The organism is Armatimonadota bacterium, assembly GCA_013314775.1.
GTDB lineage: Bacteria > Armatimonadota > Zipacnadia > Zipacnadales > JABUFB01 > JABUFB01.
Window position 1 is genome coordinate 150,419 of sequence record JABUFB010000003.1, and the last position, 17,920, is coordinate 168,338.

Here is a 17,920-nt window from a genome sequence, read left to right on the forward strand (position 1 = left end):
AGTTGGATTCGGCACCCATCGCGGCTTTCCTGCGTGGTGGATCTTTGTGGCTCGGGCCGATCTTGCGCACATGCTGTGGGAATCGTTCCGTCGATGGGGTATGATGGCCGGGTGACGATGGGTGGCGGTGCCGGCACCACGGCACACCAGGCGGAGTTTGGTGTGGCACCCACCCGTTGGCCAGCCAGGAGCATAGCAGGAGGCCCGTGCCTTGACCACTGACAGCCAGAACCGTTTCGACCGTGCCGCCGCAACCTGGGACCTCAATCCGCAACGTATCCAGCTTGCGATGACCACTGCGGACGCCATCCGCGAGGCCGTGCCCGTCGGGCCGCATATGACCGCGCTTGAGATCGGCTGCGGTACCGGACTGGTGACGTATCCCCTCAGTGCGCATCTGAAGTCGATCCTCGCTGTGGACACGTCCGAGGAGATGCTGAAGATTCTCGGGGAGAAGATGGCCCAGCTGGGCGTCAGGAATGTGACGCCTCTCAAGGCGGATCTGACCCGAGACGACCTGCCCGACAGCGACTTCGACCTGATCTTCAGCGCCATGGCAATGCACCACATCCCGGACCCGGCCGGGATGATCCGGCGCGTAGCGGGACTGCTGAGACCTGGCGGCGCCCTTTGCATTGTGGACCTGGACTCCGAGGACGGAACCTTCCACGGGGACTCGGAGGCGGTGTACCACCATGGCTTCGGCGCTGAGGAGATGCAGGGGTTCTTCGCACAGGCGGGGCTGGTGGAGTTGAGGTCAGAGACGGTGCATGTCTTCGAACGCCCGGGCGCAGACGGTGTGTTACGGGAATACGGTGTGTTGATGACTGTGGGGAGAAAGGCGGGGTAGAGGAGCAATTGCAGGCAACGCCTGCGGATCCCGCCCGGAGCTTGGCCTTCGCCAAGACCGGTGGCGCCCCGGCCCCTGGAAGGTCTCGCGACCTGTGCCCGGAATATCCTGCCACCTGCACCTCGCCGTCCCCCGGAGGAAACTGCCTTGCGCGAAAAGTGGTGCATCATCCTCGTGCTCGCCTGTTTGACCTGCTCACGGGCCGCTGCTCCGGTGTATTTCGTGGATGCGGTCTCCGGCGATGACTCCAACTCCGGGCGTTCGCCGGCGGGGGCCTGGAAGACTCTCGCCCCGGTGAACGCGCTGCAACTGGAACCCGGCAGCCGGATACTCCTGCGCGCAGGCGGCGAATACGAGGGCCCGCTGAACCTGACGGGTTCTGGCGCACTCGGCAGCCCGAACACCGTGGGGAGCTATGGCGAGGGACCGAAGCCCCATATCCTGCGGGGGCCGGGATCAGGGCCGGTGGTCTCGCTCTACAATGGCTCGCACTGGGAGATCGCCGACCTGGAGATCAGTGGCGGAACCATCGGCGTGTTCGCGTACATGAAGGAGTTCGGCATCGCCAGAAGCCTACACTTCCGGCGGCTGGACATCCACGACGTGCGCGGGAGCCTCACCGGTGATGACGGCGGGTTCCTGCTGAAGCGCGAGGGCGAGGAGACGTGGTTCGACGACCTGCTCATCGAGAACTGCACCATCGAACGCGTCGACAGAAACGGGATTCTGCTCACCGACTACCCCACCGCGAAGGATACCCATCACAGCACGGGGGTTGTGATCCGGGGCAATCACCTGCGGGACATCGGCGGCGACGGCATATTCATACTCGGCTGCGACGGCGCGGTGATCGAGCACAATGTGCTGCGCTACGCCCACCAGAGAGTTGGGCGCAGGCCGGGCGAGCGTGCCTGCGCAGGGATCTGGCCCCACCGCTGCAATGACACGCTGATCCAGTTCAACGAGGTCAGCCACACTGCGGTCGGTGGCGTGACGGTCTGGGATAGCGAGGCCTTCGACGACGATGTGAGCTGTCGCGGCACGGTCTTTCAGTACAATTACAGCCACCACAACGCCGGGGGGTTCCTGCTCATGTGCGCGGGCTCCAGGGGCACCATTGTGCGTTACAATGTGAGCGAGAACGATGCGGTGGCCACCTTCACACTGGAGAGCGACGGGACCGGCGGGGCCACCATCCATAACAATACCATCTACGTGGGCCCGGAACTGTCGGTGACCCTCTTCCGCAACACCTCCGGCGCCCCGGATACCCTGCGGTTTGTGAACAATATCGTCCACGCAGACGGCCAGATGGTGCACAGTCCGCGGGGCATCACCGGGATTACCTGCAGCAACAATGCGTGGTTCGGGAACATACGGAACCGGCCAGAGGACCCCGCGGCGATCCTGTCCGAGCCAGGGCTGATCGCGCCGGGCACAGGCGGCGAGGGTTTTGGGACCATCGGCGGGTACCGGCTTGTCCCGGACTCTCCTTGCCGGGGAGCAGGCACTGCTGTGCCGGGTGATCCGGGCATTGACCTGTTTGGCAATGCCCGACCCGACGGCGGAGGGCCTTGGGTCGGCGCATGTCACGGCTGAGGCTCCATCGACAATAGCGGCAAAGGGCGCGCCCGGGCATGGAACCGAGAATTGCAGACAAGGAAGCCTTCTCGGTCATGGGCGTCGGGGTGCGTGGGAATCCGATGCAGCTTGACTACCAGGACATCTGGGGGCGGCAGTTCGCTCGGGTCGCGCCTGCACTGGAAGCCCTGAGCACGGAACCGGGGTACCATGGGGTGTACTTCGGCACGGACGGAGAGGGTACCGTCGATGTAATCGCGGGAGCTGCGGTGGCGGCCGATGCGCAACCGGTTGAGGGCGCAATAAAGCGCCGGGTCCCGGCGTCGACGTACGCGGTGTTCGAGTGCACCCTGGCGACAGTCGGGCAGACGCGGGGATACATCGAGGGCCAGTGGAAGCATGAGGCGGGGTACGAGGGCAATCCAGGCTGCGGGTGCGTCGAGCACTTCGCGCCAGGCTGCCAGGGCCCGGATGCCCCTGTGGTCATCTTACACGGCAGTGCGGAAGAACGGTTGAGAGAAAAGCGCGACGGCCGTACAGGGAGACGCAGCAGATGGGATACCAGCTTACGCCGCACCCGATGGCGATTGGTGTCGATGACCTCTGTGTCCTGGAATCGCCCCGGAACACTCCGGTTCGCCTCCAGGCCGATGTGCTGGTCTGTGGCGCCGGGCCTGCCGGGGTCTCGGCCGCAATCGCCGCCGCGCGCGAGGGTGCCCGCACGGTGCTGCTGGAACGCTACGGCATGGCCGGCGGCATGTGGACCGCTGGTCTCGTCAACCCGTTTTTCGAAGCCACCCGCAATGGTTGGCTGGTGCGCGAGCTCATCCAGCGACTGGAAGCTGCGGGGGCTTGGAAGCGCTGGAAGTTCGCCCACACCTTCTGCCCGGAGACGATGAAACTCGAACTGGAACGGATGCTGGCCGAGGCCGGCGTGGAACTGCTATACCATACATACTGTGTGGACAGCATCGTGCAGGACGGACGGCTGAGGGGGGTAATCACCGAAAGCAAGGCCGGGCGAGAGGCTGTCCTGGCGAAAGTGACCGTGGACTGCACGGGAGATGGGGACATCGCGGCGCGGGCCGGTTGCGAGTATGAGATGGGCAGGGATGCCGATGGCGTCGTGCAGCCGATGACCCTCATGTTCGAAGTCCGTGGTATCGGGAGCTTTGACTGCGACTCGGCTCTCGAATTGTTCGACCTCATGTCGGATGCGCTGGAGCGCGCCGGTCTGCCGCACCGCCTGCCTTTCGAGCGGGTAAACTACGCCCCGTGGCTCATCACTCTGCCGGCTGCGGGTGAGGCGGCGATCCAGGCCACGCATGTGTACCGACTGAACCCGCTGGACCCGGCGGACCTGACAAAGGGCACGGTGGATGCCCGGCGGCAGGCTCACGAGATGGTGGAGGTCCTGCGTCATGTGCCGGGGCTCGAGGGCGTGCGGCTGGCGGCTACCGCACCGCAGATGGGGATCCGTGAAACCCGGCGCGTGACAGGCCTGTACAGGCTGACGCTGGCTGACCTGACGGCCCCGCGGGCGTTCGAGGACGGGATCGCGTCCTGCGGTTTCGGTGTAGATATCCACGATCCGGACCCGGATTCGGGCGTTGACAGCGGACACGGGGTGAAGACGGGGGTGTACGACATCCCCTACCGCTGCCTGGTTCCCGCGGGTGTGGGCGGCCTCCTGGTCGCCGGACGGTGCATCTCGGGGAGCCACGAGGCCCACGCATCGTACCGAGTGACCGGGACGTGCATGGCGATGGGGCAGGCGGCGGGCCTCGCGGCGGCGTGGTGTGTCAGGGACGGGATGGAGCCGGCGGAAGTGGACGGAGGAGAACTGCGAAGGGTGATTGCGTCTCGCAAGGGAGAGTAGGCTGACAGCGGAAAGACTGAGAGCATCTTGGCTTACAGGCATCAGCGCGTTATCTTAGCAGCGGCCAGAGCGTGCCTGGACCTATCGAAGTCAGACGCTCTCTCTGTCCGGAATGAGTTCCGCCGGCCCTGGAGAGTTGGCATCTCGTTGGTGGGCCCTTTGCCTCACAGCCCGCGAAGCGGGCGACAGCTCATAGCCGCGGGTGGAGTGGAGCGAAGCGGAACGGAGCCCGTGGAATCGGGGCACTTCAGGTCGCTTGAGCCCCCGGGGGGGGCGACAGAAATGATGAGAACGCCGGGCGGTTGTGACGCCGGCTTCGCGGGCTGTTGTGGAAAGGCTCAAGGCAAAGGGCTGGCTGAACGCGGATTTGGGATTAGCCGGCACGCATCCAGGAGGACCGATGCTCTTTCGACGGCCTGTGAGTCTTGACACGCCCTGCACCTTGGCAATATACTCGCCTTCTGCAAATAGGCTCACAGGCCACCTATCGCGGCGAAAGCCGCGTTCTGCATTATGCAATACCGGATTCTCGCGACGCTATCCAAGCCGCAGGGGCGAGTCCGGTGCGAAATTGACGCACCGGCACCCTATGGCGCGGGCGGGGAGTTCGTGGGTCCGGTGATCGGATATGTGGAACTTGAGAATGCCGATTCCCTCGTGACCGCGCGGGGCCGGTTGCATGCGACTGCGGTCTTGCCGTGCAGCCGTTGCCTTGCCGATCACGTCGTGGAGCTGGACGCTGAGGTCTATGAGCAGTGCTCGTTGACCCAGATTGACGAGCCTTCGATGTGGGAAGCCGGCACGGAGGAGCCTATCCCGCTTCTGAGTGGCGACCTGGTGGACCTGAGTGAACTGGTCCGGCAGGTGTTGGTCCTCAATGTGCCGTCGCGTTCCTTATGCCGGCCCGACTGTGCGGGCTTGTGCCCCCGATGTGGCAGGAACCTGAGCGACGGACCATGCGGCTGCGGCGAGGACGACGTGGATCCGCGCTGGGCCGGGCTTCGCGATCTCATCGACGACTGACGGCATGCCGCTGGGCAGGCAGCGCTGCCTGAACCTGAGCGACAAGCCGGCTTGTTGAGTACTGACAGTCGGCCATTGGGGCCCGCATCGGGGTTGGCCGTGTTCAGACCTGTGTGCGGACGGCTGACAATGAACGGGAGACAGGAAAATGGCGCTGCCGAAGAGGAAACATTCGAACACCCGGACAAGGAAGCGGCGGACGCATCAGAAGATCGCCCTTCCGAACCTCACCCAGTGCAGGAACTGCAAGACCATGATTCTTCCGCACAATGCGTGCTACAAGTGCGGCTACTACAAGGGCCGGAAGGTCGACCACACGGTCGCGGAGGACGACAAGCGCAAGGAAGAGAAGAAGTAGGCTCTTTGCGCGGTCGATCGCCCGGACCTGAAGGCACTGGCTAGCGTCCGGGTATACCACAGGAGCCCCGAATGCTCATAGCTCTGGATGCCATGGGCGGGGACTTGGCCCCCGACGAGGTTGTGCGCGGCGCCTTGCTGGCTGCGGACTGCCTTGAATCACAGGTGGCGCTCTGCGGCCAGGAAGACAGGATTCGCGCGCTTATCGCCGGTCACGCGGGAGCCGATCGGATGATCATCCGCCCGGCCACCGAGATCGTCGAGATGGAAGACAGCCCGCGCGTCGCTCTGCGCGGCAAGCCGGATTCCTCGGTTGCCCGCACCGTTGAGATGGTTCTCTCCGGTGAAGCCCAGGCGTGCGTCTCCGCCGGCAACAGCGGCGGGTTCATGGCCCTGTGCCACACGCGGTTGAAAACGATCCCTGGCATTGCCCGGCCGGCCATCGCGCTTTTCCTGCCCACGAAGCACGGCCCGCGGATCTTGCTGGATGCCGGCGCCAATGCGGACTGCAAACCGGAATACCTGGTGCAGTTTGGCCTCATGGGCAGCATCTACGCCGAGTTCGCGCTGGGCATGAAGGCGCCGCGGGTGGGTTTGCTGAGCATCGGCACCGAGGCGCACAAGGGCAACGAACTGACCCAGGCCGCCATGCCGCTCATGGAGAAGGCCCCGATCAACTTCATCGGGAATGTAGAGGGCGACCAGGTTTTCGCAGACGATGACGTGGATGTCATCGTCTGCGACGGTTTCGTTGGCAATGTGGTACTGAAGGTTGCTGAGGGTGTCGCGGGTACGCTGGTTGACGTCCTTCGCACCGGCATCAAACGCAGCGCGTGGGCGAGGATGGGCATGCTGTTCATGCGCGGCCCGTTCAAGGCGCTGCGAGATCTCTTCGACTATGGCACGTACGGCGGGGCGCTCTTACTGGGTGTCAACGGCATCTGCGTCGTCAGCCACGGTAAGTCTGACGCCTTCGCCATCAAGAACGCCTTGCTTGTTGCGGAGCGCGCGGTGAAGGGCCGGGTGGTGGAGCACGTCCGCGATACCTGCCGGGAGCTGTTCCCCGAGGCGTCTGTCCCTGCCTGAAGGCAGTACGCGCACGCCCCCAGATCCGCGGGATCTTTCGTGCCCATGCGAGGGCGGCGTTCAGGGACAATGGCCCGGCACCTGCGGGGCACCCGATCACATTGGCCGCTGCGCGCGAACTTGCCCGCCGCGGCGGCGAGGGACTCAAGACCATGGAAGTTCGAGGCGCTTGTATCAAAGGTCTTGGCGCGTACGTGCCTGAGCGCGTGCTCACAAACCAGGACCTGTGCGACATCGTTGACACCAGCGACGAGTGGATCGTCGAGCATACGGGCATCCGTGAGAGGCGCATCCTCGCCGATGATCAAGCCAGTTCCGACCTGGCCTTCGAGGCAGCCCGCAAGGCCCTGGAGAACGCGGGCATCAGCGTCGATGATCTGGACATGATCATCGTTGCAACGATCACTCCGGACATGCCTTTCCCCGCAACTGCCAGCATCGTCCAGGACATGCTGGGCGCCAAAGGTGTCGGCACCTTCGACGTTGTGACCGGCTGCACCGGTTGGGTGCAGGCGCTGGTGACCGGCTCGCAGTATATCCAGACCGGGGCGGCTGATCACGTCCTGGTGATCGCTGCCGAATCCCTGACGCGCATCACCAACTGGACCGATCGCTCGACCTGCGTGCTCTTCGGTGATGGGGCCTGTGCCGCTGTTCTCGGGCCATGTGCGCCCGGGCAGGGGCTCTTGGCCTTCGCCATGGACACCCAGGGCGACTCTGCCGAACTCCTGATGATCCCCGCGGGCGGCAGCCGCACCCGCCTCACCCCCGAAGCTCTCGCGGACTACCAGCACCTGCTGCAGATGGACGGCCACGAAGTCTTCAAGCTCGCAGTGCGCGGCGTGCCGGAGATCGCGCGGCGCTGCATGGAGAAGGCCGGCCTGGAGATGTCGCAGGTTGACGTCTGCGTTCTGCATCAGGCGAATCTGCGGATCATCGATGCCGCGGCGAAGCGGCTGGACATCCCGTACGAGCGCATGGTCATCAACCTGGATAAGTACGGGAACACATCGGCGGCTTCAGTGGGTATCGCGCTGGATGAGTACGCGCGGGAGACAGGTCTCAAGCCCGGGGACGTCGTCCTGCTGGTTGCCTTCGGGGCCGGCTTCAGCCTCGCTTCCGCTGTCTTCCGGTGGACTTGATCGCGACGATCATCAGCTGTATCGACCGCCCGGGCCAGCATTACATGCGCCGGCCCCGGCGTTGAGAAAACCCTGCGCTTTGGCGTCTCGCGCCGCGCAGCCCAATCCCCGGCCCAGGGTCGGTTCACAGTTCCAGGGAGGTCCGCACAATGGATTTCAGCTTCACCGAGGAACAGCAGGAGATCTTCGACGCCGTTGACGAGATCTGCGCCGACTTCAAGGCGACCGCTTGTGAGGTCGATGAGGCTGGCGAGTACCCTTGGGACAACATCAAGGTCATGGCCGAGTGTGACCTGTTCGGTGTGCCGGTTCCCGAGGAATGGGGCGGCATGGGCATGGGCTTCCTGGAATGGGGAGTCATCGGCGAGAAGCTGAGCGCTGCCTGCACCACCACCGGGGCCGTCTACGCTGCCCACATGCTGTGCATGTACCCGATCATGGCCTTCGGCACTGACGAGCAGAAGGACAAGTATCTGCGCGACCTGGCCAGCGGCAAGAAGATCGGCGCCATGGGTCTCACTGAGCCCAACGTGGGTTCCGATGCCGGCTCCGTCCAGACGCGTGCCGAAAAGCGCGGCGACAAGTACATTCTCAACGGCACAAAGATTTTCATCACCAATGGCGGGGACGCGGAGACCTACGTGGTCGTAGCCAACAGCGCGCCTGATCGCGGGACCCGTGGTCTGACGGCTTTCATCCTCGAGAAGGGCATGCCCGGTTTCTCCTTCGGCAAGGATGAGAAGAAGATGGCGTACAACTCTCTGTCCAACCGCGAACTGATCTTCGAGGACTGCGAAGTTCCCGCGGAGAACGTGCTGTACAAGGAAGGCCGGGGCTTCCGCGTGGCCATGGATCTGCTGGACATCGGCCGCATCGGTATGGCTGTGGGCGCGGTTGGTCTTGCCCAGGCGGCGTACGATTGCGCCGTGCAGTATTCGCTGGTGCGCGAGCAGTTCGGGAAGAAGATCAGCGAATTCCAGGCCATCCAGTTCCACCTCGCGGACATGGCCACCGACATCGAATGTGCCCGGTTGCTCGCCTACCAGGCCGCATGGATGAAGGATCAGGGCCTCCCCTTCAGCAAGCAGGCCGCGATGGCCAAGCTGTACGGTTCCGAAGCGGTCTCTCGCGTGTGCTCCAAGGCTGTACAGATTCACGGCGGACACGGCTACACCTGCGAATACCCGGTGGAGCGGTACATGCGCGAAGCCAAGCTGTTTGAGATCGTGGAGGGCACGTCCGAGATCCAGCGCGGCGTCATCGCCCTCGCCCTTCTGCGCGAAGCCATCAGCAAGTAAATGCCGAACAACAGCGGGTCAGGCGTCGGGGGAGACGATCTCACGGCGCCGGGTCCTTGACGAGGGCTTACAGCATGAAGATCATCGTCTCGATCAAGCAGGTGCCGGACACCACCGAAGTGCGCATCAACCCGGAAACGGGCACCCTCATGCGCGACGGCGTCCCCAGCATCATCAACCCCTTCGACGAGAATGCCATCGAGGCCGCGCTCCAGCTCAAGGAGGAGCATGGCGGTGAGGTAACCGTCATCACCATGGGGCCGCCGCAGGCCGAGGAAGCCCTGCGTCAGGCAATCGCGATGGGCGCCGACAACGCGCTGCTCTTGTGCGACCGCGCCTTCGCTGGAAGCGACACCCTCGCCACCGGCTATGCCCTCTCCCAGGCCGTACGCAAGATCGGGGATTTCGATTTGATTCTCTGCGGCAAGCAAGCTTTCGACGGAGACACCGCGCAGGTACCGCCCGGCCTTGCCGAACAGCTTGGCATCCCTCAGGTCACCTACGCCATCGAAATCAAGGTGGACGGTAAGAAGGTCCGGGTCAAGCGGCTGCTGGACGACCGGTTCGAGGTGGTGGAGGCGCCGATGCCCTGTTTGATCACGGTGGTCAAGCAGATCAACGAGCCGCGCCATGCGGGGCTCAAGGGTGTCATGAAAGCACGCAAGGTCGAGATCCCGTGTCTCACAGCGGAAGACGTCGGTGCGGACCTTGAGCGCTGCGGTCTGTCGGGTTCGCCCACAAACGTCATGCGGGTGTTCGCCCCCAGCCACGACCACAAGGCCGAGAGGCTGGAGGGCGATGTGCCCGACGTGGCGCGCCAACTGGTGAGCCGGCTGCGGGATGCCAAGGTTCTCTGAACAGGGAGCCGCAAGCCGGCCCCGACCCGTGGGGCGGCAAATCCACGCTACAGGGATCACAATGTCTATACACATCGATGTCGATAAGTGCGTCGGCTGCAAGGTCTGCATCAGCGCCTGCCCGTACGGGGCGATCGTGGTTGAGGACGGCAAGGCTCGCTTCACCGAAGATTGCACGGGTTGCGGCGCCTGCGCATCCTCCTGCAAGTTCGGCGCAATCATCCTCGAAGTACCGAAGATGGCCGACGTGGACACCAGCGCCTACAAGGGCATTTGGGTCATCGCCGAACTGCATGACGGCAAGCTGGCCGACGTGTCGCTGGAACTCCTGGGCGAGGCATCCCGCCTTGCAGCAGACCTGGGTACGGATGTGTCTGTCGCGATCGTGGGCGAGTCCGTGGAGGCTCTCGTTCCCACGGCCGCTGCCCATGGAGCCGACCGGGCGTACATCGTGGAGCACGAGGTGCTCTCGCAGTACCGCACCGGGCCCTTCAGCGACGTGCTCACCGGGCTGATCAACACCCACAAGCCCGAAATTGTCCTGTTCGGCGCAACGCCCATGGGCCGGGACCTTGCCAGCCGTATCGCCGCGCGCATCGGAGCGGGCCTCACCGCGGACTGCACCGGGCTGGATATCGACCCGGAGACCAAACTCCTGCGCCAGACCCGCCCGGCGTTCGGCGGCAATATCATGGCGACGATCCTGTGCAAGCAGGCTCGCCCACAGATGTCCACTGTGCGCCCACGCGTCATGAAGAAGATCCCGCCGCGCGAGAACGCCCAATGTGAGATCGTGCGCACCCAAGTGAATCTCAACGAGAAGGCAGTCCTCACCAAGATCATCGAGGTCATTCAGGAAGAGGGCGGCTCGAAGGTGAACCTGCAGGACGCCGAGATCATCGTCTCCGGCGGCCGCGGGATCAAGAAGGCTGAGAACTTCGCGCTGATTCGCGAGCTGGCCGATGCCCTGGGCGGCGTTGTGGGCGCGTCCCGCGCAACGGTGGATGCCGGCTGGATCCCCGCTTATCACCAGGTCGGTCAGACCGGAAAGACCGTCCAGCCCAAGCTCTACGTGGCCTGCGGCATCTCCGGCGCAGTCCAGCACCTCGCGGGCATGTCCTCCTCCGACACCATCGTGGCCATCAACACCGACCCGGACGCGCCGATCTTCAAGGTGGCGCATTACGGGATCGTTGGCGACCTGTTCGAGGTCATTCCGGAACTCGTGAAGGCGCTCAAGGAGGAATTCGGCAACTAGCCCGCGGGCGGTGCGCCGAGCACTCGCATGATCGCTTACGTCTTCCCCGGCCAGGGCTCGCAGTTCGCGGGCATGGGCAAGCAGATCGCGGGCGAATCCGCCATCGCGGAGGAAGTGTTGCGCGTGGTGGATGACGCCCTGGGCTTCTCCCTCACCGAGATCATGTTCGGCGAGGACGCCGACGCGCTCACACCCACCGAGATCCAGCAGCCCGCTATTTTCGCACACAGCGTGGCAACCTTCGCGGCGCTGCGCAAACGGCACGCGGAGGGGCCCGCGCTGGTGGCCGGCCACAGCCTGGGAGAGTACTCGGCAGTGGTCGCGGCAGGGTGTCTGGAGCTTGAGGAGGCAGCGCGCCTGGTGCGTAAGCGGGGCGAGCTGATGGCCGCCGCCGCAAGCCAGGTAGGCGGGGCAATGGCCGCGATCCTGAAGATGGAAACCGCGGACGTCGAGCAACTCGTTCAGGATGCGGCCGGCGAGGGCGTCCTGAGTGTTGCGAATTTCAACAGCCCGGGTCAGGTGGTTATCTCCGGCGAAAAGGCCGCGGTAGACGCCGCCTGTGCGCTGGCCAAGGAGCGCGGGGGACGGAGCATCCCGCTCAAGGTCAGCGGCGCCTTTCACTCCCCGCTCATGGCCCCTGCCGCAGAGATGCTCAGGCCGGAGCTCGAGGCCGTGCACCTGTCCGACGCGACAGTCCCGATAGTCTCCAACGTGGACGCCACGGCGCGCACTGAGGCAGACGGGATTCGCCAGGCGCTGATCCATCAGGTGACGGGGAGCGTGCGGTGGGAGGACTCAGTCCGGACGATGATTGCTCAGGGTGTGGACTGCTTTGTAGAAGTCGGGCCGGGTAATGTGCTGGCGAAGCTGATCGAGCGCATCGACAGCAACGTGCGCGTGGCCAGTGTCGGCACGCTGGCGGAGATCAATGCGTTCGTGGAATCACTGGGCTAAACAGGGCGCAGTTGCCCGTTGACACCGGAGGTCGCAGCATGGATCTTGACGGAAAAATCGCAGTCGTAACCGGAGCCGGCGGACTGATCGGCCGCGCAATTGCCCTGACGCTCGCGGGCGATGGAGCGGATATTGTGGTGAATGATCTGGTGGAGGAGACCGCGAAGGAAACCGCCGCGATGGTGGAAAACCTGGGGCGCAAAGCACTGGTCACCGTTGGCAGCGCTGCGAAGGTGGAAGACGTTGAGAGCATGGTGGAGCAGACGCTGGACCGGTTTGGCCGGCTTGACATCATGATCAACAATGCGGGGATTACCCGCGACGGCCTGCTGGTGCGCATGAAGGATGAGCAGTGGGACCTGGTGCTCGACGTCAACCTCAAGAGCGCATTCCTGTGTACCCGTGCGGTTGCCCGGCCGATGATGAAGCAAAAGAGCGGGCGCATCGTGAACATCGCGTCGGTCGTGGGTGTTATCGGGAACGCGGGGCAGGCCAACTACTCCGCTTCGAAGGGCGGCTTGATCGCCTTGACGAAGACCACCGCGAAGGAGCTTGCCAGCCGCAACATCCTGTGTAATGCGGTGGCGCCCGGCTTTATCGAGACCCCGATGACCCACCAGCTCAGTGAGGAGGCCCGCAGCGAATGGCTGAAGGGGATTCCGCTGGGCCGGCCGGGAACGGCCCAGGATGTGGCCGACGTGGTGGCCTTCCTGTGCGGCCCCAGGTCGTCCTACCTGACCGGGCAGGTAATCAGCATCTGCGGTGGAATGGTTATGTAGTTGTGCGCCGCCGGCCTGTACGCTGAGGATTCTTTTTGACCTGCACCAAGGGAGCGCAGTGCTCCCAACTTATGCATACCCTTGAAGGGAGAACCGCAAAATGGCACTGTTCGAGAAGGTCAAGGAAGTCATCGTGCGCGAGCTTTCCGTGCCCGAAAGCAAGGTCACCGAGAACGCCTCGTTTGATGGCGACCTGAGCGCCGACTCGCTGGACGTTGTTGAGCTCGTCATGGCTCTCGAGGACGAGTTCGACGTGGAGATTCCGGAAGAAGACGCCGAGAAGATTCAGACCGTGGGCGACGCCGTGCGCTATCTCGAGGCCAAACTTGGCGGCGAGGCATAGTATCGACAGGTATGCGGTCCATAGGGGGATTCGGGCCACGGTAAGCGAGCCGCTAGAGGCTGCCGGACGGCCGGGGTCCCCCTGCTTCGTTACGTGCGAACGGATCGGCGGCGAGAGGGGGCGGTCCTGTGAAGGGCCCCTGTCAGGTCTGTGGCTCGACCGACATCCGTGACTACGTGAAGCATGAGGAGGGTCACTACCTGCGCTGCGCCGGCTGCGGGCTGGTCGTAAACGCAGATGCTGACGAGTTGGCGGCCCGGTCCGTCGAGCACTACGACGACGAGGCCTACTTCCAGAACTATCAGCTCCGCACGGCCAGGAAAACCCGCTCCGCGGCTCGTCGGATCAGGATCATCCGCAGGTACGTGCCGTCAGGGCGTCTGCTGGATATCGGCTGTGGTGTCGGAGAGACACTGATCGCCGCCCGCGATGCGGGCTTTGAGCCCGTGGGCCTCGACGTCGGCAAGTACCCGGTCGAGCACTGTCGGGGCCTGGGGTTCGAAGTTCACCGGGCTTCAATCACCCGGACCGGCCTGCCCGACGATAGCTTCGACGTAGTGACCATGTGGGATGTGATCGAGCATATCCCGCGCACCAGCGAGGGGCTGCGGGAAGTTCGGCGGATACTCAAGCCGGGCGGTCTTGCCGCCATCATCACTCCATCGTGCGAGTATCTGCGCGCCCACCTCTGGCGTCAGACGTATCGGGGTTACCGCGGGAACTGGGCAAAGACTCATCTTGTGTACCATCACTCCCGCACGCTGGACCGGGTCCTGCGGGAGTGTGGTCTTGTGCCGGTGCCAGGGGCTGCGCTCTATGCGACTACCCTTCCGGGCTTCCTTTTCGAAAGCGCGCGGTCGGCATTGCGGCTGACCAAGAATCTGTTTGTGTTGGCCCGAAAGGAAGCCGGGCCGGCGGGACGCGAAAACGTTGAGGAATAGGAGAGTAAGCATGTCCCACCGAGTCGTCGTGACAGGTATCGGTTGTGTGTCGTCGGTTGGGCATTCTCTGGAGGATGCCTGGTCCGCGGCCCTTGAGGGACGCACAGGCATCAAGACCATCTCCATCTTCGACACTACCGACTACGACGTGCACATCGGCGCGGACATTCCAGACTGGGACCCCACCCAGTACATGGATGGCAAGGAAGCCAAGCGCTGCGACCGCTTCACGCAGTTCGCCATTGTGGCTGCCGACCAGGCGATAGCCCAGGCCGGGCTCAAGATCACCCCCGAGAACCAGTATGACGTGGGCGTCATTTGCGGTTGCGGAATCGGCGGCATGTGGACCTGGGAGGAGCAGTACACGAAGCTCATCACCAAAGGTCCGGGCCGAGTATCGCCCTTCCTGGTCCCGGTGATGATCGTGGACATGGCTGCCGGGATGATCTCCATGCGCACGGGCGCCAAGGGCCCGAACTACGCGACTGTGAGCGCCTGCGCCAGTGCAACCCATGCCATTGGGAACGCATTCGAGACCATTAAGCACGGGACTGCGAGAGCCATCATCACCGGCGGCACTGAAGGCGCGATCTCTCCCACCGGACTCGGCGGATTCTGCGCTGCGAAGGCCCTGTCCACCCGCAATGACGAGCCTGCCACAGCGTGCCGTCCCTTCGACAAGACCCGGGACGGTTTCGTCATGGGCGAGGGCGCCTGCATCATCATTCTGGAGGAACTGGAGTTCGCCCGTGCACGGGGAGCCAATATCCTCGCGGAGATCGTTGGCTACGGGATGACCGCGGACGCATACAATATGGTGGCCCCGGATCCATGCGGGGAAGCCGCCGCCAGGGCGATGCTGACCGCCATCGATGAGGCCGGACTGTCCGTCACCGACATCGACTACGTGAACGCCCACGCCCCGGGAACGCCGGGCGGAGATGATATGGAGGCCCGAGCCCTGCAGTTGCTGTATGAGGGCAAGAACTACTCCCCCATGGTCAGCTCGACCAAATCCGTCCATGGGCACATGCTGGGCGCGACGGGTGCGATGGAGCTGGCACTGTCCATCAAGATGATGCAAGAGGGCATTGTGCCCTTGACCCTCAACTGCCACGAGCCGGATGATGACATCTGGATTGATGTTGTCCGGGAGGAGCACCGCTCAGCCCGGATCGACACCCTCATGAGCAATTCCTTCGGCTTCGGTGGGCACAACGCGGTCGTCGTCGCGCGGCGTTACGAGGAATAGCGCCGCGCACGGAGGCCCCTGCGAGGTCTACTTCTTGGCTTCAGACCGGCCGGACCAAGGGCAGCGGGCCGACCCGCTGCACGATGAAGCGCGCTGGCAGGCGGTGCGAGAGAAACTCGGCCTGCCCGAAACCGTTTCGCTGCAGACCCTCGCGGCCGCCTTCACGCACACCTCCTTCGCCCGCGAAGCAGGCTTGGGGCCCTGGGTGGCCAACCAGCGCCTGGAGTTCCTGGGTGACGCCGTTCTTGATCTGATCCTGGTCGAACACCTCTACCGCGCCTACCCCACTGCTCCCGAGGGCAATCTCACGAAGATGAAAGCGTACGCGGTTCGCGCCAGCACGCTGGCCCGGGTCGCGCGTCAGCTGGGGCTGGGTGACTACATGCTCCTGGGCAAGGGTGAGGAGGATACCGGCGGCCGCGGCAAGACATCACTTCTGGAGGACTGCATGGAGGCCGTGGTGGGTGCGGTCTATCTGTCCACTGACCTTGAGACTACCCGCAGATTCGTGATGACCGTGTTCGAGCCTGTGCTCGAGGCGATGACCAGCAGCGAGCTGGTCTACGACCACAAGACAGAACTCCAGGAGCTTCTGCAAGAGCGGACGAAGCAGACGCCTTCTTACGTGACCGTGGACACCATCGGGCCGGCCCATGAACGGACCTTCGTGGTGGAGGTTCGCTTCCGTGGAATGACCATTGGATCCGGTGAAGGGCCAAGCAAACAAGCCGCCCAGCAACAGGCGGCCCGGGAGGCTCTCGATAACCGCGACTGCTGGCTGCCCGAGCTTCCGACCTGACCCTTCAACAGCGAGCCCGCCTCAGTCAGGGCGAGCTCCCATCCGCGCGGTTGGCAGCATACCATCCAGGTCCACCAACACCAGCCTCACTGCGCCTGCCACCCTCCGCGCCAGATAGACACTCCCGCTTGGTCTCGCGCTCAGTGATACAGCGCCCAGGTCCGGCACGTCCACGGAGACCCCTTGCGTCGGGCCGTCAGCAGCCCACGCCACCAGGAGCCACTCCGGCCGCTCCCTGTGCTTCCGCGCAAGCACCCGCACCTGATTCGAGCCCGTGGGCAGCTCGTACGCCGGCAGGTCCTTTGACCACACGTGCCGGTTAGGTCCGGGCAGGAGTTCACTCTCCCGAACGAACTGCTCCAGGTGCGAGAACAGCGCCTGCACATGCCCCAGGCACATGAGTTGCCAGATCCAGTTGTCCACCGGATCATAAGCGAAGTACCCGGCCACACCACCAATCATCCCCGCCGTGTAGTAGCATTTCAGATAGCCCATGTACCGTTCCGCATCAGACATCGGCGGGTTGGGTCTGCCGGTGTCCGGCCAGCCCGGGTTCATCCAGTTGTACGAGAGCGGCTGGCCTGCGGCGATGTGCTGGGCGGTGGCGTTGAGGGCTTGGGTGAGAGCGTCATTGTCCCCCGACCAGCCGGAGTTGAAATGCTTCCAGTAGATCGAGCTGCTGGGCAGGTCCGACACGGGCTTCATGAAAGCATAGTCCCACGTCCACTGCCACCAGTTCGCATAGCGGTCCCGGTGGGGGCAGCCCTCGGTGGGGTAGTAGACGTACGTGAGCCGGTCGGGGACCAGTTCGCGGATGCGCTCGGTGATGATCATCTCCTGGTGGGCCTTGCGCTCGGAGATGTATTCGAACCAGTCGCGGTCTCCCCGCGCTGCGACGACCTTCGGGTCCTTCTCCCAGTACTTCAGGTGATGCCCGACGGTGCTCAGACCGTACTCGCCGCCGTTGGTGATGACCGCGACGGGCGCCAATGCCAGCACCTGCTTGAGCATGTTCGCCTCGTAGTCGGCGATCATGTCGAAGGTACTGTCCGGCGCCTCGGGGCTGAAAATGCGCTGGCCGTCAGGAAGCCGGCCGTTCTCGTCAGTGCACCAGGTCTCGGCCGGAAGTTGATCGGTGAAGTCGCGGATCGAGAACGCTGGGGCGATGGTGACATGCAGCGGGTAGCGCTCGGGGTTCTCGGCCGCAAGCGCGCAGACCTTCGCTTCGACGCTTGCAGGATCACTCAGGCGCGCCAGCATGTCAGGGCGAATGCGCCCGAACTGGAGAGCATATCCCCAGTTCTCGCACAGCTCCCGGCGGATCTCCAGGCTGAACTCGGGTCCCCAGGTGGTGAGAGGGATGAGGGTGTGGCCTTCGCGAAAGACGGGCTTCGGGCCAACGCGAAGTTGCTCGAGCGCGGTGGCGGTGAAGGCTGCTGGAAGCCACACGAGCAAGACGAGCAGGACAATGGCAGGACGGCGCATCTTCATCACGCTCCTTGACATCGAGAGTTAGATTCG

Annotated in this window: 17 protein-coding genes; 16 read left to right on the forward strand and 1 reads right to left on the reverse strand. The window is 64.1% G+C overall.

Going from position 1 to position 17,920, the window contains the following annotated elements:
• Positions 1–211: 211 nt before the first annotated feature.
• The 16 genes from HPY44_03420 (at position 212) to rnc (ending at position 16,399) form a co-directional block, all read left to right on the forward strand.
• Positions 212–850, forward strand: a complete 639-nt coding sequence (locus HPY44_03420; GenBank protein NSW55039.1) for a class I SAM-dependent methyltransferase — start codon at positions 212–214, stop codon at positions 848–850.
• Between the two features lie 147 nt (positions 851–997).
• Entirely contained in the window at positions 998–2,449 is a 1,452-nt protein-coding gene (locus HPY44_03425) for a right-handed parallel beta-helix repeat-containing protein (GenBank protein NSW55040.1), read from the forward strand.
• Positions 2,450–3,083: 634 nt separating this feature from the next.
• Positions 3,084–4,310 carry an FAD-dependent oxidoreductase gene (locus HPY44_03430; protein NSW55041.1) on the forward strand — a complete coding sequence of 409 codons (1,227 nt, stop codon included), beginning with the start codon at positions 3,084–3,086 and terminating at the stop codon, positions 4,308–4,310.
• Positions 4,311–4,919: 609 nt separating this feature from the next.
• Positions 4,920–5,333: a DUF177 domain-containing protein gene (locus tag HPY44_03435; protein NSW55042.1), complete on the forward strand. Its 414-nt coding sequence runs from the start codon at positions 4,920–4,922 to the stop codon at positions 5,331–5,333.
• A gap of 148 nt (positions 5,334–5,481) precedes the next feature.
• The gene (rpmF, locus tag HPY44_03440) at positions 5,482–5,691 is read left to right on the forward strand and encodes a 50S ribosomal protein L32 (protein ID NSW55043.1); all 210 of its coding nucleotides are present in this window, start codon (positions 5,482–5,484) and stop codon (positions 5,689–5,691) included.
• Positions 5,692–5,762: 71 nt separating this feature from the next.
• Entirely contained in the window at positions 5,763–6,776 is a 1,014-nt protein-coding gene (gene plsX / locus HPY44_03445; protein ID NSW55044.1) for a phosphate acyltransferase PlsX, read from the forward strand.
• Between the two features lie 152 nt (positions 6,777–6,928).
• Positions 6,929–7,918, forward strand: a complete 990-nt coding sequence (locus HPY44_03450) for a ketoacyl-ACP synthase III (protein ID NSW55045.1) — start codon at positions 6,929–6,931, stop codon at positions 7,916–7,918.
• Positions 7,919–8,067: 149 nt separating this feature from the next.
• Positions 8,068–9,216 carry an acyl-CoA dehydrogenase family protein gene (locus HPY44_03455; GenBank protein NSW55046.1) on the forward strand — a complete coding sequence of 383 codons (1,149 nt, stop codon included), beginning with the start codon at positions 8,068–8,070 and terminating at the stop codon, positions 9,214–9,216.
• Between the two features lie 74 nt (positions 9,217–9,290).
• Positions 9,291–10,073, forward strand: coding sequence for an electron transfer flavoprotein subunit beta/FixA family protein (locus tag HPY44_03460; GenBank protein NSW55047.1), 783 nt, complete (start codon positions 9,291–9,293; stop codon positions 10,071–10,073).
• A gap of 61 nt (positions 10,074–10,134) precedes the next feature.
• Positions 10,135–11,331, forward strand: a complete 1,197-nt coding sequence (locus tag HPY44_03465; GenBank protein ID NSW55048.1) for a 4Fe-4S binding protein — start codon at positions 10,135–10,137, stop codon at positions 11,329–11,331.
• A 27-nt stretch (positions 11,332–11,358) separates the two neighbouring features.
• Positions 11,359–12,285, forward strand: coding sequence for an ACP S-malonyltransferase (gene fabD / locus HPY44_03470; protein ID NSW55049.1), 927 nt, complete (start codon positions 11,359–11,361; stop codon positions 12,283–12,285).
• A gap of 38 nt (positions 12,286–12,323) precedes the next feature.
• A complete protein-coding gene (fabG, locus tag HPY44_03475; protein NSW55050.1) occupies positions 12,324–13,064 on the forward strand; it encodes a 3-oxoacyl-[acyl-carrier-protein] reductase in 741 nt (246 codons plus the stop codon).
• Between the two features lie 100 nt (positions 13,065–13,164).
• Positions 13,165–13,407, forward strand: coding sequence for an acyl carrier protein (locus HPY44_03480; GenBank protein ID NSW55051.1), 243 nt, complete (start codon positions 13,165–13,167; stop codon positions 13,405–13,407).
• Between the two features lie 128 nt (positions 13,408–13,535).
• On the forward strand, positions 13,536–14,348 hold the full coding sequence (locus HPY44_03485) for a class I SAM-dependent methyltransferase (protein NSW55052.1): 813 nt from the start codon (positions 13,536–13,538) through the stop codon (positions 14,346–14,348).
• A gap of 10 nt (positions 14,349–14,358) precedes the next feature.
• A complete protein-coding gene (gene fabF / locus HPY44_03490) occupies positions 14,359–15,600 on the forward strand; it encodes a beta-ketoacyl-ACP synthase II (protein NSW55053.1) in 1,242 nt (413 codons plus the stop codon).
• Between the two features lie 34 nt (positions 15,601–15,634).
• Positions 15,635–16,399, forward strand: a complete 765-nt coding sequence (rnc, locus tag HPY44_03495; GenBank protein NSW55054.1) for a ribonuclease III — start codon at positions 15,635–15,637, stop codon at positions 16,397–16,399.
• A 21-nt stretch (positions 16,400–16,420) separates the two neighbouring features.
• Here the strand turns inward: rnc and HPY44_03500 are convergent, their stop codons facing one another.
• Positions 16,421–17,884: a hypothetical protein gene (locus HPY44_03500; protein ID NSW55055.1), complete on the reverse strand. Its 1,464-nt coding sequence runs from the start codon at positions 17,882–17,884 to the stop codon at positions 16,421–16,423.
• Between the last annotated feature and the right edge of the window lie 36 nt (positions 17,885–17,920).

Excerpts from the sequence above, each read along its gene's own strand:
- rpmF (NSW55043.1), top strand. The coding sequence starts at position 5,482 with ATGGCGCTGCCGAAGAGGAAACATTCGAACACCCGGACAAGGAAGCGG.
- fabF (NSW55053.1), top strand. The coding sequence starts at position 14,359 with ATGTCCCACCGAGTCGTCGTGACAGGTATCGGTTGTGTGTCGTCGGTT.
- fabD (NSW55049.1), top strand. The coding sequence starts at position 11,359 with ATGATCGCTTACGTCTTCCCCGGCCAGGGCTCGCAGTTCGCGGGCATG.
- HPY44_03460 (NSW55047.1), top strand. The coding sequence starts at position 9,291 with ATGAAGATCATCGTCTCGATCAAGCAGGTGCCGGACACCACCGAAGTG.
- HPY44_03465 (NSW55048.1), top strand. The coding sequence starts at position 10,135 with ATGTCTATACACATCGATGTCGATAAGTGCGTCGGCTGCAAGGTCTGC.
- HPY44_03500 (NSW55055.1), bottom strand. The coding sequence starts at position 17,884 with ATGCGCCGTCCTGCCATTGTCCTGCTCGTCTTGCTCGTGTGGCTTCCA.
- plsX (NSW55044.1), top strand. The coding sequence starts at position 5,763 with ATGCTCATAGCTCTGGATGCCATGGGCGGGGACTTGGCCCCCGACGAG.
- fabG (NSW55050.1), top strand. The coding sequence starts at position 12,324 with ATGGATCTTGACGGAAAAATCGCAGTCGTAACCGGAGCCGGCGGACTG.
- HPY44_03455 (NSW55046.1), top strand. The coding sequence starts at position 8,068 with ATGGATTTCAGCTTCACCGAGGAACAGCAGGAGATCTTCGACGCCGTT.
- HPY44_03450 (NSW55045.1), top strand. The coding sequence starts at position 6,929 with ATGGAAGTTCGAGGCGCTTGTATCAAAGGTCTTGGCGCGTACGTGCCT.
- HPY44_03480 (NSW55051.1), top strand. The coding sequence starts at position 13,165 with ATGGCACTGTTCGAGAAGGTCAAGGAAGTCATCGTGCGCGAGCTTTCC.